At 73.7% G+C, this 15342-nt stretch carries 15 protein-coding genes and 1 tRNA gene; 8 read left to right on the top strand and 8 right to left on the bottom strand.

Features of this window, described 5'->3' with window-relative positions:
- The first annotated feature begins 9 nt into the window (after nt 1–9).
- Nucleotides 10–510: a hypothetical protein gene (locus ACIF8S_RS13205; protein ID WP_399999149.1), complete on the top strand. Its 501-nt coding sequence runs from the start codon at nt 10–12 to the stop codon at nt 508–510.
- Between the two features lie 54 nt (nt 511–564).
- On the opposite strand, the gene ACIF8S_RS13200 is transcribed toward ACIF8S_RS13205, so the two are convergent.
- Nucleotides 565–1242 carry a pentapeptide repeat-containing protein gene (locus tag ACIF8S_RS13200; protein ID WP_399999148.1) on the bottom strand — a complete coding sequence of 226 codons (678 nt, stop codon included), beginning with the start codon at nt 1240–1242 and terminating at the stop codon, nt 565–567.
- Nucleotides 1243–1395: 153 nt separating this feature from the next.
- On the opposite strand from ACIF8S_RS13200, the gene ACIF8S_RS13195 reads away from it, so the two are divergent.
- The 3 genes from ACIF8S_RS13195 to ACIF8S_RS13185 all read left to right on the top strand — a co-directional run bounded on the left by ACIF8S_RS13195 (nt 1396) and on the right by ACIF8S_RS13185 (nt 4542).
- Nucleotides 1396–2553, top strand: a complete 1158-nt coding sequence (locus tag ACIF8S_RS13195; RefSeq protein WP_399999146.1) for an FAD-dependent oxidoreductase — start codon at nt 1396–1398, stop codon at nt 2551–2553.
- 63 nt (nt 2554–2616) lie between these two features.
- Complete coding sequence (locus ACIF8S_RS13190) at nt 2617–3591, top strand: zinc-binding dehydrogenase (protein ID WP_399999452.1); 975 nt, start codon at nt 2617–2619, stop codon at nt 3589–3591.
- 54 nt (nt 3592–3645) lie between these two features.
- Nucleotides 3646–4542: an aminoglycoside phosphotransferase family protein gene (locus tag ACIF8S_RS13185; RefSeq protein WP_399999145.1), complete on the top strand. Its 897-nt coding sequence runs from the start codon at nt 3646–3648 to the stop codon at nt 4540–4542.
- A gap of 90 nt (nt 4543–4632) precedes the next feature.
- On the opposite strand, the gene ACIF8S_RS13180 is transcribed toward ACIF8S_RS13185, so the two are convergent.
- Nucleotides 4633–4709 (bottom strand) — tRNA-Thr (locus ACIF8S_RS13180).
- 68 nt (nt 4710–4777) lie between these two features.
- A complete protein-coding gene (locus ACIF8S_RS13175; RefSeq protein ID WP_399999143.1) occupies nt 4778–5194 on the bottom strand; it encodes a DUF3224 domain-containing protein in 417 nt (138 codons plus the stop codon).
- 93 nt (nt 5195–5287) lie between these two features.
- On the opposite strand from ACIF8S_RS13175, the gene ACIF8S_RS13170 reads away from it, so the two are divergent.
- The 4 genes from ACIF8S_RS13170 to ACIF8S_RS13155 all read left to right on the top strand — a co-directional run bounded on the left by ACIF8S_RS13170 (nt 5288) and on the right by ACIF8S_RS13155 (nt 9253).
- Nucleotides 5288–6322, top strand: coding sequence for a helix-turn-helix transcriptional regulator (locus tag ACIF8S_RS13170; RefSeq protein WP_399999142.1), 1035 nt, complete (start codon nt 5288–5290; stop codon nt 6320–6322).
- A gap of 136 nt (nt 6323–6458) precedes the next feature.
- A complete protein-coding gene (locus tag ACIF8S_RS13165; protein ID WP_399999141.1) occupies nt 6459–7547 on the top strand; it encodes an ABC transporter ATP-binding protein in 1089 nt (362 codons plus the stop codon).
- Between the two features lie 195 nt (nt 7548–7742).
- Nucleotides 7743–8201 (top strand): hypothetical protein, encoded by a 459-nt coding sequence (locus ACIF8S_RS13160; protein ID WP_399999139.1) that lies wholly within the window; start codon nt 7743–7745, stop codon nt 8199–8201.
- A gap of 320 nt (nt 8202–8521) precedes the next feature.
- Nucleotides 8522–9253: an NDP-sugar synthase gene (locus ACIF8S_RS13155; protein WP_399999138.1), complete on the top strand. Its 732-nt coding sequence runs from the start codon at nt 8522–8524 to the stop codon at nt 9251–9253.
- A gap of 139 nt (nt 9254–9392) precedes the next feature.
- Here ACIF8S_RS13155 and ACIF8S_RS13150 read toward each other — a convergent pair whose 3' ends face one another.
- The 5 genes from ACIF8S_RS13150 to ispD all read right to left on the bottom strand — a co-directional run bounded on the left by ACIF8S_RS13150 (nt 9393) and on the right by ispD (nt 15037).
- A complete protein-coding gene (locus ACIF8S_RS13150; protein ID WP_399999137.1) occupies nt 9393–11042 on the bottom strand; it encodes a DoxX family membrane protein in 1650 nt (549 codons plus the stop codon).
- A gap of 118 nt (nt 11043–11160) precedes the next feature.
- The gene (gene rlmB, locus ACIF8S_RS13145) at nt 11161–12102 is read right to left on the bottom strand and encodes a 23S rRNA (guanosine(2251)-2'-O)-methyltransferase RlmB (protein WP_399999135.1); all 942 of its coding nucleotides are present in this window, start codon (nt 12100–12102) and stop codon (nt 11161–11163) included.
- Between the two features lie 149 nt (nt 12103–12251).
- Nucleotides 12252–13652, bottom strand: a complete 1401-nt coding sequence (gene cysS / locus ACIF8S_RS13140) for a cysteine--tRNA ligase (RefSeq protein WP_150156975.1) — start codon at nt 13650–13652, stop codon at nt 12252–12254.
- Nucleotides 13653–13776: 124 nt separating this feature from the next.
- Nucleotides 13777–14271, bottom strand: coding sequence for a 2-C-methyl-D-erythritol 2,4-cyclodiphosphate synthase (gene ispF, locus ACIF8S_RS13135; protein ID WP_399999134.1), 495 nt, complete (start codon nt 14269–14271; stop codon nt 13777–13779).
- A complete protein-coding gene (ispD, locus tag ACIF8S_RS13130) occupies nt 14261–15037 on the bottom strand; it encodes a 2-C-methyl-D-erythritol 4-phosphate cytidylyltransferase (protein WP_399999132.1) in 777 nt (258 codons plus the stop codon). Before ispD ends, ispF begins: the two co-directional genes overlap by 11 nt.
- Nucleotides 15038–15342: the final 305 nt, after the last annotated feature.

The raw sequence follows: 15342 nt of genomic DNA, 5'->3' as shown, positions 1-15342 counted from the left end.
ATCACCCACGTGCTCGACATCGGTTACGCCCTCTCCAACCGCTTCCCCGACCCGCCGCAGACCGACTACCGCCGCGTGGACGTCCACGCCCTGCGGCACGACCTGTTCTGCGGCGACGTCTACCTCGCCGACACCGAGTCGGACCGCGAGATCTCCACAGCCTGGGGATGGGTGCCGGTGCTCGACTTCGCGTGGGCGCTGTGCGACATCGTGGAGCACGTCGACCGGGACCCGGCGGGCTCGCGCGCCTCACGGCCGCAGCACGCCGAACTGGACTTCACCGAGTCCACCGACCGGCTGCTGTTCGAGCGCCGCTTCGGCTGGGTGGACATCGAGGCGGAATGGCTGCCGGCGTCCGAGCCCCCGCTGACCTTCTCCCACGCCGAACTGCGCCGCGAGGCCCGCGACTTCCTGCACGACCTGCTGGCCGACCTGACCGACCTGCACGACGACCTCGGCGAGAACCCGGCGATCTGGACCCTCCAGTCCCGCTTCCCCCGCGTGAGCTGACCGCCCCGGCACGACCCCGGCCACCGGTGCCCTCGGGGCCCCCGGTTGCCTCCCTCACCCGTCCACGGTGATCCCCAGCTCCCCCGCCAGCACCGGCGCCAGGTCCAGCAGCTGAGACGTGCTGATCACCGCCCCGGACAGACGGTCCACCCCGCGGGCGATCTCCAGCGAGGCCGCCCCGCGGAGGTCCACGTCCTTGAGTGTGGCGCCCGACAGATCCACGCCCTTCAGCGTGCAGTCGACGAACTCCACGCGCTCCAGCCGGGCCCCGCCGAAGTCCGGCTCCACCAGCACGCAGCCCTCGAAGACCACGTCCTTCAGCGCGGCAGCCCGCAGATTCAGGAAGTCGATCTTCCCGCCCCGGACCACGACCCGCTCCAGCGACGCCCCGTGCAGCTGGCTGCCGCCGAGCCGCGCGTCGGTCAGCTCGACGTCCCGCAGGGTCGCCCCGGAAAGGTCGGTCCCCACCCCCCGGACCCCGCCGAGCACCGAGTCCAGCACCCGCGCCCGGGACAGCCGCGCCTCGTCCAGCGCGCACCCCCGCAGCGCGCAGTCCATGAAGCGGGCCCCTCCCCCGTCCTGCCCGGCGAAGTCCTCGCCGTCGAACTCCAGCCCGTCGTAGTCGCCGTCCGGCTCAAGGCCGCCCCCGTCGTACCGCTCCAGCGCGGGCAGCCTCAGCTCCGGCCGCCGCGCCGCCCGCACCTTCCCGCCGCCCGCCGCTCCACGCACCATGCGGCCCATGCTGCACCCCACCACTGACAACCGGCCCGACCTGCGAGAACGGCCCGCGTGTCACATCCGGCGGCCGTCCGGCGTCCTGGATACGCATGCCGGAGCAGGCCCGCCCCGGCACCTGACCGAGCCCGACCGAGGGAGAACCCAGCCATGCAGCGCATCACCGTCATCGGCGGCGGCTTCGCCGGTCTCACCGCGGCCGTCTCCGCCGCCGAGGCGGGCTCCAAGGTCACCCTGTACGAGGCCCACGACACCCTGGGCGGCCGCGCCCGCACCGCCGACGGCCCCTACCGCACCAACGAGGGCCCGCACGCCCTCTACAACGGCGGACCGCACTGGACCTGGCTGCGCCGGCGCGGTCTCCTCGGCCCGCTCGCCCCGCTGCCGCCCCGGGAGGCGGCCCGGCTGCGGCTGCGCCACCGGGGCGCCCTGCGCCGCACCCCGCCGCTCGCGATGCTGAGGCTGCTGCGGCCGGGCCTGCGGGCGCCCGTCGACACCGGCTTCCTCACCTGGGCCACCGGGATCGCCGGTGAGGAGGGCGCGCGGGCCGCCGCGCACTACTCGGCGGTCGCGCTGTTCCACCACGACCCGGGCTCCCTGTCCGCCGCGTTCGTGCACGAGCGGCTGCGCCGGGCCGCCAAGCTGCCGCCGGAGGCGCACTACCCGCGCGGCGGCTGGGGCGCACTGATCGACCGGATGGCCGCCCGCGCGTGGAACCTGGGGGTGCGGATCGAGACGCTGTCCCGCGTCGACACCCTGCCCACCGGCGCCCCGGTGGTCGTCGCCACCTCCCTGGAGGCCGCCCGCCGCCTCCTCGGCGACCCCTCGCTGACCTGGCCGAGCGGCCGTACCGTCCTCGTCGACCTGGCGCTGCGCACCCGGCGCGGCGACGCGTTCGCCGTGTCCGACCTCGACGCGCCCGGCTGGCTGGAGCGGTTCACCGCGCAGGACCGCACCCTCGCCCCCGCCGGCGAACAGCTGATCCAGGGTCAGGTCCCGGTCGCCCCGGGCGCGCCGAAGGCCGACGGCACCGCCCGCGCGGAGGAGCTGCTGGACCTGGCGTTCCCGGGCTGGCGGGAGCGGGTCACCTGGCGGCGCGAGGCGCTGGCGGACGGCCGTACCGGAGCCGTCGACCCGCCGGGCACCACCTGGCGCGACCGGCCCGCCGTCGACCGCGGCGACGGTGTCTTCCTCGCCGGTGACCGGGTCGCCGCGCCCGGCGTGCTCTCCGAGGTGTCCTTCTCGAGCGCCCTGACGGCCGTCTCCCTCGCCCTCGGCCGGACGACGCTTGACCTCAAGCGCGCTTGAGGTCACACCGTGGAGGCCACGGCGGCGCACCGGGCGCCCCGCGACCGCCCCTGGGGGATCACCATGCACGCCGTACGACTGCACGCCTTCGGCCCCGCCGAGAACCTCACGTACGAGCGGGTCGAGGACCCGGTGCCGGGCCCGGGCCAGGTCCGCGTCGCCGTCCGGGCGGCCGGGGTGCACCTCCTCGACACGGCCCTGCGTGAGGGCGGGCGGGGCCCCGGCCCCGCGCCGGCCGCGCTGCCGACGATCCCCGGCCGTGAGATCGCCGGAGTGGTCGAGGCGCTCGGCCCGGACGCCCCCGCCGACTGGCTCGGCAAGCGGGTCGTCACCCACCTCGGTTTCGCCCCCGGAGGCTACGCCGAGCTGACGGTCGCCGACGCCGGGCGGCTGCACGAGGTCCCGGAACGCCTGGACTTCGCCGAGGCCGTCGCCATGATCGGCACGGGCCGCACGGCGATGGGGATCGTGCGGTTCGCCGAGCCGGGCCCCGGCGACGTGGTCGCCGTACCGGCCGCCGCGGGGGGTCTCGGCACCCTCCTCGTGCAGTACGCCCGGAACGCGGGCGCCACCGTGATCGGTCTCGCCGGGGGGCCGGAGAAGACGGCCCTGGCCGAGAAGGCCGGCGCCTCCCCCGCCGTCGACTACACCGCACCGGACTGGCCCGAGCGGCTGGAGGAGTACCGGGGCGCACTCACCGTCGTGTACGACGGCGTGGGCGGGGACGTCGCCCGCACCCTGGTCGGCATGCTGGCACCGGGAGGGCGGCACCTCGTCTTCGGCTGGTCGTCGCAGGGCATCCGCAGCGACAGCCCGTACCTCGTGGAGGGCGTCTCGGTGAACGTCCTCGGCCCCGAGATGATGCGCCGGGCCGGCGGCCCCGACCCGATGCGCACGCTGGAGTCCCGCGCCCTCGCCGAGGCGGCCGAGGGCCGGCTCACCCCCGCCGTGCACCGCTTCCCGCTTTCCCGCGCCGCCGACGCCCACCGCGCCCTGGAGAACCGGGGCACGGCCGGCAAGGTCGTCCTGGAGCCGTAGCGGTCATGGGGCGCCCGGGAAACCGGGCGCGCCGGGCCCCCGTACGGCACTACCGTGCCAGGTGTGATCGACATTCCCGCGGAACTCGCCGAGTCGCAGGCCAAGTTCAACAAGGAGGCCGGCCGGGCCTTCATCGCCGCCCTGCCGGACCTCGCCGCCGGCTTCCTGGACCGCTGGGAACTGCGCCTGGCCGGGGCTCCCATGCACGGCGTGAGCGCCCTCGTCCTCCCCGTCGACCGCGCCGACGGCACACCGGCGGTGCTGAAGCTCCAGATCCGCGACCACGAGAGCGAGGGCGAGCCGGTCGCCCTGCGCCTGTGGAACGGCGACGGGGCGGTCCGTCTGCTCGACCACGACGAGCCGACCGGCACCATGCTGCTGGAACGCCTGGACTCCTCCCACATGCTCGCCCACCGGCCGGACGTCCACGAGGGCGTCCTGGTGATCGCACGCCTCCTGGCCCACCTGCACACCACCCCGGCCCCCGCGGGCATGCGCCGCCTCGGCGACATCGCCGCGTCCATGCTGCGGCGCACGCCCGCCGTGCTGGAGCGCGTCCCGGATCCCGAGGCCCGCCGCCTCGTCGCCGACTGCGCCGCCGCCGTGCGCGAGGTCGCGGACGAACCGGGCGACCGCCTGCTCCACTGGGACCTGCACGACGAGAACGTCCTCGCCGCCGACCGGGCGCCCTGGCTCGCCATCGACCCCAAGCCGCTGGCCGGCGACCCCGGCTTCGACCTGTGGCCCGCCCTGGCCAACAACTTCGACCCCGGCGACGTCCTGTGGCGCTTCGACGCGATGACCGAGGTGCTGGGCCTGGACCGCGCGCGGGCAAGGGCGTGGACGTACGGGCGGGTGCTGCAGAACTGCCTCTGGGAGACCGAGGAAGGCCGCCCCCTCGGCGAAGCGGACCTGGAGATCGCCCGCCGCCTGCGCGGCCGTACGGCGTGACGGCGTGACGGCGTGACGGCGTGACGGCGTGACGGCGTGACGGCGGGCATGAAAAACCCGGGCCGGGGACAGACCGGCCCGGGGCGTTGCTGGAGCCCCCTGTCGGATTCGAACCGACGACCTGCTGTTTACAAGACAGCTGCTCTGACCATCTGAGCTAAGGAGGCGACGCGCGGCGCGCGCGAAGCGCGGTCCACTGTACACAGTGCCGGTTTCGCCGAGCCACGCACTTGATTCAGGCGCGCGTCACCTCGTAGGCGAAGGTGTACGGCACCTTCGCCTCGCCGTGCCGGTAGCTGAAGCCGCCCGTGCCGCGCAGCCCCGTCAGCTCCCCGGTGCCGGAGCCCTCGACCACTTCGAGGGTGCAGTGCACGGTGCCGTCGCTGTCGAAGCGGCCCCGCTCCTCCAGCACGAAGGTGCCGGCCCGCCCGTCGAGGCGGCCGGTGACGAGTTCCATCCCGGCGAAGGTGCCGGTGGTACCGGACCCGTAGGCGATCGCGTAGTCGCAGACGGTGGCCTCGGCCTCGATGCCGCCGGTGAAGGCATTGGTCACCGTGGCGTGGGCGAGCCGGGGGAAGGCGTCCTCCGGGGAGACCGGGCTCTCCTTCCAGTCGGCGAAGGTGAAGTGGCCGGTGGTCTCGGTGACGGGCATGGGTGTTCCCTTCCGCGTTCGGTCGACGTTGCGCTCCCACCTTTCCGGCCGTACCTGACACCTTCTGTCAGGTAAGGCCGGACAATGGGCCGCATGCGCGCCGACCGCCTCCTCACCCTGCTCCTGCTGCTGCAGAACCGCGGGCGGATGACAGCGCCCGAACTCGCCGCCGAACTGGAGGTGTCGGTGCGCACCGTCTACCGGGACGTCGAGGCGCTCGGTGCCTCCGGGGTGCCGGTGCGTACCGAACGCGGTCCGCGGGGCGGCTTCCGTCTGGTGGAGGGCTACCGGACGCGGCTCACCGGGCTGACCGACGCGGAGGCCGGTTCCCTGGTGCTCGCGGGACTGCCCGGACCGGCCGGGGAGCTGGGACTCGGGGCGGTCCTGGCGAGCGCCCAGCTGAAGGTGGAGGCGGCGCTGCCGGGCGAGTTGGCGGAGCAGGCCCGGCGGGTGCGCGAGCGGTTCCACCTGGACGCGCCGGCCTGGTTCCGGGACGCCGACCCGGTGCCGTACCTGGAGGTGGTCGCGCGGGCGGTGTGGGAGCGGCGGGTGCTGCGGACCCGCTACGAACGCTGGCGCGGGGAGGTGCGGCGCGAGGTGCGCCCGCTGGGGCTCGTGCTGAAGGGCGGCATCTGGTACCTGATCGCGGTCGCGGACGACGCGCTGCGCAGTTACCGGGTGTCGCGGTTCCGGGAGGTGGCGGAGACCGGCGAGGAGTTCACCCGGCCCGCCGGGTTCGACCTGGCCGGGTACTGGGCGGAGACGTCCGGGAGGCTGGAGGCGGCGCTGCGGCAGGACACGGCGCGGCTGCGGCTCTCCCCGCGCGGGCGGAAGCTGCTGCCGATGCAGTTCGGGGCGGCGGGGACGCGGGCGCTCGCGGAAGCGGGGCCGCCGGACGCGGACGGCTGGGTCGAGGTGGAGCTGCCGGTCGAGTCGGAGGCGGTGGCCACAGGTGATCTGCTGCGGCTCGGCGTGGAGGCGGAGGTGCTGGGCCCGCCGGGACTGCGTCGGGCGGTCGCCGCGGCGGTGGCGGTCCTGGCCGGCCGGTACGAAGCCGACCGATACGGAGCCGACCGATACGAACAGGATCGAAAGTTTCCGCGAAATTCACAGCCCGGAATCTGCTGACAAGCAGGTGAACACCAGGTACCGTCCTGAGCCAGTTCACTCGTGTGGACCACACCACAACGGAACACCCGTCGTGGCATCACCTTCCTACTCGGATCGTCCGGCACGTTCCTGCCGGTAGAAGGGGACCATTCACATGGCCACTGTCACGTTCGACAAGGCGACCCGGATCTACCCGGGTTCCACCAAGCCCGCCGTCGACGCCCTGGACATCGAGATCGCGGACGGCGAGTTCCTCGTCCTGGTCGGCCCGTCCGGTTGCGGCAAGTCCACCTCGCTCCGCATGCTCGCGGGGCTCGAGGACGTCAACGGCGGCGCCATCCGCATCGGCGACCGCGACGTCACGCACCTGCCGCCGAAGGACCGGGACATCGCCATGGTGTTCCAGAACTACGCGCTCTACCCGCACATGACGGTCGCCGACAACATGGGCTTCGCGCTCAAGATCGCCGGCGTCAACAAGGCGGAGATCCGGCAGAAGGTCGAGGAGGCCGCGAAGATCCTCGACCTGACCGAGTACCTGGACCGCAAGCCCAAGGCGCTCTCCGGTGGTCAGCGCCAGCGTGTGGCGATGGGCCGCGCCATCGTGCGTGAGCCGCAGGTGTTCCTCATGGACGAGCCGCTGTCGAACCTGGACGCCAAGCTCCGTGTGTCCACCCGTACGCAGATCGCGTCGCTCCAGCGCCGCCTGGGCATCACCACCGTCTACGTCACCCACGACCAGGTCGAGGCCCTCACCATGGGCGACCGCGTCGCGGTGCTGAAGGACGGTCTGCTCCAGCAGGTCGACACCCCGCGCAACATGTACGACAAGCCCGCGAACCTCTTCGTCGCCGGCTTCATCGGCTCCCCGGCCATGAACCTGGTCGAGGTCCCGGTCGCCGACGGCGGTGTGAAGTTCGGCAACTCGGTGGTGCCGGTGCAGCGTGACGCGCTCTCCGCGACCAGCGACAAGACCGTCACCGTGGGCGTCCGCCCCGAGCACTTCGACGTCGCCGGCGCCGACTCCGACCAGGGCGTCGCGGTCACCGTGAACGTCGTGGAGGAGCTGGGCTCCGACGCCTTCGTCTACGGCACCGCGCAGATCGGTGGCGAGTCGAAGGACCTCGTGGTCCGCGTCGGCGGCCGTGAGGTGCCGGAGAAGGGCAGCACGCTGCACGTCGTGCCGCGGTCCGGCGAGACCCACGTGTTCTCCACCTCGACGGGTGCGCGCCTGTCCGACTGAGCAGGTCACCGAGCAGGTTGACGCCGAGGGGCCCCGCAGCGTGCTGTGGAGCCCCTCGCGTTGTCGACAAATACCCCGGCAATTCCGGCAATTCGACCTTGTTCGTCAACACGTTGTGCGGAACTTCGCGTTCCCTGTCCCCCGTAACGGTGACGGAATGTTTCACCTCGGCTACCGGACGCTACCCTCACACGCGTGACGCACTCCATGAACCCTCAGACGCGACGCGGCCGGGGCCCCGCCCGCCGGATCGGCCGCTCCCTCGCCCTCGTCCTGCCCGTCGTCCTGGTGCTGTCCGGGACCCTCGCGGTCGCGCGGGTCAACTGGTCGGGGAATCCCGCGACCAGTCCGGTGCTCACCGCCGCGGACTCGTCCGCCGCCGGCGCCTCGTCGCGGGCGGCCGCCCGCGCGCCCCAGGACGTGCTGCGGGACCAGCTTCTGATGGAGCTGCAGAAGGAGAACCCGGGCGCCGCCCTGACCCAGCTCCAGCAGGCGGTGAACGACCGCCCGTCCCTGGCCAAGCACTGCGCCTCCATCGCGCGTTCGCTGGGCAAGGCCGCGGTCCGCGTCTACGGCCCCACCAAGGCGCAGTCCTACTCCCGCCCGGTCTGCGACACGTCCTTCGCCGCGGGAGTGGTGGCGGCCAACGACTGACCCGCTCCCACTCCACGAACACCAAGCGCCCCACCCGCCGGCGCCGGACGCCCCCGCCCACCGCCTGCCTCACGCCCACACCCACCCGGCCGCGACCAGCCCCACGGCGGGGGACACCCACCCGGGCACACGGCACGGCAGCCCCGGCACCCGCTCCCGCCCCGCCCCACCCCACCGCAGGCGACCCACCCCAGTCGGGGCCCGTACGGGCGGCGGGGTGCCCGCCCCGCGGCGCCCGGGGGCGGGAGCCCGCGACACCGCCGTCGGCGGGCTCCGGGACCGCCCATGGTCCGCGGCCCCCGGCCGCGTAAAGTGCGGGCATGACCGATCCCCGTGCCGTGTCCCGCCCCACGCAAGCCGTAGTCCTGGCAGGCGGCCAGGGCTCCCGGCTCCGTCCGTACACCGACGACCGGCCCAAGCCGATGGTCGAGATCCCCGGCACGGGAACCCCGATCATCGGCCACCAGCTCACCTGGCTCGCCGAGGAGGGCGTCACCGACGTCGTCGTCTCCTGCGGCCACCTCGCCGAGGTGCTGGAGAAGTGGCTGGAGAGCACCGACCTGCCCGTCTCCGTCACCACCGTCGTCGAGACGGAACCCCTCGGCCGCGGCGGCGGCCTGAAGTACGCCGCCGCACGCCTCCCGCACCCGGACCGCCCCTGGTTCGCCACCAACGGCGACATCTGGACGCGTTTCTCGCTGCGCGACATGGCCGACTTCCACACCGAGCGGGACGCCGTCGCCACCGTCGCCCTGGCCCGCCCGCGCCTGCCCTGGGGCGCCGTACGCACCGACGGCTTCGGCCTGATCACGGACTTCATCGAGGCCCCGCCGTCGACGTTCGAGATCAACGCGGGCGTGTACGTCTTCTCCCCCGGGTTCGCCGGCCTGCTCCCCGAGCGCGGGGACCACGAGCGCACCACGTTCCCGCACCTCGCGCGCGAGCGCAGGCTCGCCGGCTTCACCATCCCGCAGGGCTCCTACTGGCGCGCCATCGACACCGCCAAGGACCTCACCGAGGCCGCCAAGGAGCTCGCCTCACACGGTCGTTGAGCCACCGAAGCCCGTGAACCGTGGGCCGGTGATCCGGTGCGCCCACAAGCCGGCGACCCGGTGAGCCGACCCCCTGACATGCCAAGGGGCCCGTACGTCACGACGTACGGGCCCCTTCGTCCTGCTGCCGGGCGGCCGCCTACCCCAGCAGGCCGCCGACCAGCCCCGGCCTGCCGGAGGAGCCGTCGCCGTCCCCGCCCGAGCCGTCGCCACCGCTCCCGCCGGAGCCGTCGCCGCCGCCCGAGGTCGGGCCGGTGGTGGTGGACGGTGCGTCGCCCTCCGGGGAGGACTGCTGCGGCGGGGCCTGCCCGCTGCTGCCCTGGGTCTGGGCGGGCGCCCCCGTCGTGGCGTCCGCGCCCTGGGTGGCGCCGGGCGTGCTGCTGGTCCCGGCCGACGGGCTCGCCGATCCGGACGTGGCGCCCTGCGTGGGCGAGGTCGACGCGGACGGCGTCCGCTTCTCGTCCTTCTGCCGCTCACCGGACTCCTGCGGCAGCGGCGAGCCGGGCAGTTCGTTGCGCGGCGCCTCGCCGGGCCCCGGCACGACGACCCGGTCGGCGTCCCGGACGGCACCGCCGAGCAGCGCGCCGACCAGCATGCTGAAGCCGCAGACCACGAACGTGACGAGCGCCCCGCGCCGCAGCACGTAGCGCCGCAGGTCCCAGATGTCCGCGCGGGGCCCGAGCCGCCGCCAGGCCCGGCCCGCGAGGCTGCCGTCGACGGAGTAGACGGGGGCGCCCGCGATGATCAGCGGTGACCAGGCGGCGAGGAAGATGATGTCGGGCGTCTCGTAGGCGGGGACGCTCTTCCAGCTGACGGTGACCAGCAGCGCGGCCGACAGCAGGGCCCCCGCACCGGCGGCCAGGCGCTGCCAGCAGCCCAGGACGGTGAGGACACCGACGACGACCTGCGCGAAGGCGATGGCCAGCCCGGTGCCGACGGGATGCGCGAGCGCGAACTGGCGCAGCGGCTCGGCGACGTCCCACGGGTGCAGGCTGTGCAGCCACTTCACCATGGACCCGCGCGGGCCGCCCTCGAAGTAGAGCGGGTCGCAGAGCTTGCTCATCCCGGCGTAGACGGAGATGCCGCCGAGGAAGACGCGCAGCGGGAGCAGGACGACGCCCAGGTTCATCCGGCGCCCGGGGTAGTACGCGTGCCGCGCCGGGTCGTCGCCGTGGCGCCGCGCGCGCCGGCCGGTGCCCTCGTGCCGCTCCTCGGCCCCGGGCTCGTCGAAGGCCGCGCCGTCGTCCTCGTCGTAGGCGCTGCCGACCGTGCGCATCGGCGGCAGCAGCGGCCCGTCCGGGTGGCGGCGCTGGGCGCCGACGAACGGGCTCTCCAGCGGCTGGGTGTCGTCGCCGTACGGGCCGTACCCGTCGTGTCCGACGCCCGGCTGGGGGATGACCCGGGTGCCGCCGGAGTCGGTGAGCGGCTCGTCGGCGTGGCGGACGCCTCCGTGCCGTACGGCCTGGAGCAGCCGGTGGGCGCCGGTGTCGTCGGGGGCGGACCTGCCGCTCCACACGACGGGACGGCGGCGCGGCGCGGCCGGTCCCGCGCCCACGGTGGTGACGACGGGGATTCGGGCGGTGTCCTCGGCGGCACTCAGGTGCCGTGCGATCCGCGGCGATTGGGCGTGCCGCGCCGAGACGCCCAGCTGCACGCGGAAGCTGGCGTGATTGACGATGACCTGCGCCGGATCGCTCGGCACCTTCACCATGCTCAGCGCGGGAGCGTCGTCGATTCCCGACGAGCGGTCCCCCGTGGGTGTGCGGGGTGTTCTGGTGTCCACACTCATCTAACCGAGTGACAAGGCGTTAGGACACTGCCTTGACCGGCCAGATGTGTCCGGACCGCGTCAAGCCGGTCCGGACCGCCCGCAATCCTCCATGTGGGTGACGAAGCCGCACAGGTGTTCAGCTCCGGCGGCGCGCCGCCTCGTACAGCACGATGCCCGCAGCGACACCGGCGTTGAGGGACTCCGCACCACCCGGCATCGGGATCCGCACCCGCACGTCACAGGTCTCGCCGACCAGCCGGGACAGTCCCTTGCCCTCGCTGCCGACCACGACGACGACGGGCCCGTCCAGCACCTCCAGGGCGCTCAGCTCGGCCTCCCCGTCGGCGGCCAGACCGACGACGGTGATCCCGGCCTTCTTGTACGCCTCCAGTGCCCGGGTGAGGTTGGTGGCGCGGGCGACGGGCGTGCGCGCGGCCGCCCCCGCCGACGTCTTCCAGGCACCGGCGGTCATGCCGGCCGCCCGCCGCTCCGGCACGAGCACGCCGTGCCCGCCGAAGGCGGAGACGGAGCGGACGACCGCGCCGAGGTTGCGCGGGTCGGTGACCCCGTCGAGGGCGACGATCAGCGGGTCCTCGCCGTCGTCGTGGGCGTTCGCGACGAGGTCCTCGGGGTGCGCGTACTCGTACGGCGGGACCTGGAGCACCAGGCCCTGATGGTTCAGGCCGTTGGTCATGCGGTCCAGCTCGGGGCGCGGCGCCTCCATGAGGTTGATGCCGCCGCGCTCGGCCGCGAGCTGCAGCGCCTCGCGCACCCGCTCGTCGTTGTCGATGAACTGCTGGACGTACAGCGTGGAGGCGGGCACGCCCTCGCGCAGCGCCTCCACGACCGGGTTGCGGCCGACGACCAGCTCGGACGTGGAGCGGCCGCCGCCGCGCCGCTGCTGGGTGCGGCCCGTGGTCCGCCGGGCCTTCGCCTGGGCGGCACGCTGCTTGGCGTGCCCCTTGCGCATCTCGGCGGGCGGGGTCGGGCCCTTGCCTTCCAGGCCCCGGCGTCGCTGGCCGCCACTGCCGACCTGCGCGCCCTTCTTGCCGGACATGCGGCGGTTGTTCGCGGCCATGAGGTATCCGTCTCCGTGAAGTCGTGTGCGGTGCGTCCCGTCTGTGGGCGCGCCTGCGTGTGTGTCTGTGGGTGTGCCTGTGCAGTGTGCCGTCCGAAGGCCCGGACGGCACACTCGATCTTGCGGGCGCCGGGTCCCCGGTGGGGCCGTCAGCGGGGGCCAAGGGTCCAGCGCGGACCCTGCGGGCCGTCCTCGATGACGAGCCCGGACTGGTTGAGCTGGTCGCGGATGGCGTCCGCGGTGGGCCAGTCCTTGCGGGCCCGGGCGGCCTCGCGCTGGTCGAGGACCATGCGGACCAGGGTGTCGACGACGCCGTGCAGGTCGTCCCCGCGGTCGCCGTCACCGGCCCAGTGCGGGTCCAGCGGGTCGAGGCCGAGCACGCCGAGCATGGCGCGGACCTCGGCGAGCCGGGCGACCGCCTCCTCCTTGTCGTCGGCGGCCAGCGCGCTGTTGCCCTGCCGGACGGCGGTGTGCACGACGGCCAGCGCCTGCGGGACGCCCAGGTCGTCGTCCATCGCCTCGGCGAACGCGGGCGGCACCTCGGCGGCCGGTTCGACGACGCCGCCGGCCTTCTCCACCACCCGCTGCACGAAGCCCTCGATCCGCGCGAACGCGGACTCGGCCTCGCGCAGGGCCTCCTCGCTGTACTCGATCATCGAGCGGTAGTGCGGGGTGCCCAGGTAGTAGCGCAGCACGATGGGCCGCCAGCGCTTGACCATCTCGCTGACCAGCACCGAGTTGCCGAGCGACTTCGACATCTTCTCGCCGCTCATGGTGACCCAGGCGTTGTGCACCCAGTACCGGGCGAACTCGTCGCCGTAGGCCTGGGCCTGGGCGATCTCGTTCTCGTGGTGCGGGAAGATCAGGTCGAGGCCGCCGCCGTGGATGTCGAAGGCGGTGCCCAGGTACTTGTGCGCCATGGCCGAGCACTCCAGGTGCCAGCCCGGGCGCCCGCGGCCCCACGGCGTCTCCCAGCTCGGCTCGCCGGGCTTGGCCGCCTTCCACATGGCGAAGTCGCGCGGGTCCCGCTTGCCGGTCTCGCCGTCGGCCGAGGGCTGGAGCAGGTTGTCGAGCTCCTGGTTGGACAGCTTCAGGTAGTCCGGGAACGAGGTGACGGCGAAGTACACGTTGCCGTCGGCCTCGTAGGCGTGCCCGCGCTCGATCAGGCCGCGCATCATCTCGACCATCTCGGTGATGTGGCCGGTGGCGCGCGGCTCGTAGGTCGGCGGCAGGCAACCGAGGGCGCGGTAGCCGTCGCTGAAGGCGCGCTCGTTCTCGTAGCCGATGGACCACCAGGGGCGGCCCTGCTCGGCGGACTTGGTGATGATCTTGTCGTCGATGTCGGTGACGTTCCTGACGAACGTCACGTCCAGGCCGCGGTAGGCGAACCAGCGGCGCATGATGTCGAAGTTCAGCCCCGAGCGGATGTGCCCGATGTGGGGTGCCGCCTGCACGGTGGCACCACACAGGTAGATCGAGACGCAACCCGGCCGGAGCGGGGTGAAGTCACGAATCTGCCGGGCGCTGGTGTCGTACAGGCGAATAGTCACGACACCAGGGTAGTAGGCGCGGGGGTGTGCGCGGTGCGCGCCGCATTCTTTACGGTCGAATGTCACCTGCGGCCCGGTGGGGGCTTGTCGCGCAGTTCCCCGCGCCCCTTTGGGGCGTGGACGCTCACCCTGTTCTGACCACCAGCGCTGTTGCCACCGCCATCAGGCCCTCGTCGCGGCCGGGGAAGCCCAGGCCGTCCGTGGTGGCGCCCGAGACCGAGACCGGGGCGCCCGCCGCCTCCGAGAGGATCTTCTGGGCCTCCTCCCGGCGCTTGCCGATCTTCGGGCGGGGGCCGACGACCTGGACGGCGATGTTGCCGATGCGGAAGCCGGCCTCGCGGACGATGCGCGCGGCCTCGGCGAGGAGGGTGACGCCCGAGGCGCCGGACCACTCGGGGCGGCTCGTGCCGAAGTGCTGTCCCAGGTCGCCGAGGCCGGCGGCGGAGAACAGGGCGTTGCAGGCGGCGTGCGCGACGACGTCCGCGTCGGAGTGCCCGGCGAGCCCGGGCCCCTCCCCCTCCCACTTCAGTCCGGCGCACCACAGCTCACGGCCGTCCTCGAAGGCGTGGATGTCGGTGCCGATGCCGACCTGCGGCAGCGGGTACGGCTCAGAAGCCATCGTTGAGCCTCCTGCGGGCCAGGACCGCCTCGGCGAGGACCAGGTCGAGGGGGCGGGTGACCTTGAAGGCCTCCTCGTGCCCGGGGACGGTGACGACGGTGAGGCCGAGCTGCTCGACCATGCTCGCGTCGTCGGTGACGTCGTCCGTCACGGTCTCGTGGGCGCGGACCAGGGTGGCCCGGTCGAAGCCCTGCGGGGTCTGCACCGCCCGCAGCAGGGACCGGTCGGGGGTGGCGACCACGGGTTCCGGGTCGCCGGGGGCGGCGGCCGGTTCGACCTGCTTGACGGTGTCGGCGAGCGGCAGCGCCGGCACCACGGCGGGCGCGCCGTCCCGTACGGCCTCGACGACCGCGTCGACGGTGTCCACCGGGACCAGCGGGCGCGCCGCGTCGTGCACCAGGACGATGTCGTAGCCCTCGGGCAGTGCGTCCAGGCCGAGCTTCACCGACTCCTGGCGGCTCCCGCCGCCGGGGACGACGACGACATCGGTGCGCTCGGGCAGCGGGTGCGCGTCCAGCAGCGACCTGACCTCGGCGGCGCCGTCGGGCGGCGCCACCACGACGACCAGGGAGACGGCGCGGGAGTCGGCCATCGCGCGCACCGCGTGGACGAGCATGGGCGTGCCGCCGAGGGCGCGCAGCGCCTTGGGGGCACCGGGTCCGAGCCGCACACCCCGGCCCGCGGCCGGGATGACGGCCGCCGTCCGGGCGGTCGGACGGCCGGATGCGGGGTGCGGCGAGGGCGGCTGGAGCGGATCGTCAGACATGGTTCCTGTCAGGTTTGTGGGCTCGGCCTACGTGGGTATGGCCTGGGCGTACCCCGCTCCCGGAGCGGGGAAAGTGCCGGGCGTGACGCCTTGACCAGCCCCTTCCGTGACTCTGGTCGAGTCCGACCGCCCGGGCCCGGCACGCCGGGGTGGGGACGTGAGTGATGACACATTCCCCGTCACGGCGCAAGTGCAGCCTATGTACGGTGTCCGGGTACGAACATGCCGCAGCGCCCGGCAACGTCAGGGACGTCATCGGGCACCGCGGCATTTCGATGTGCTGAGTGCTCTGAGTGCTGCTCCGA

The organism is Streptomyces sp. NPDC085937 (assembly GCF_044540535.1).
Lineage (GTDB): Bacteria > Actinomycetota > Actinomycetes > Streptomycetales > Streptomycetaceae > Streptomyces.
This window is presented reverse-complemented; position numbering and strand designations above follow the sequence as displayed.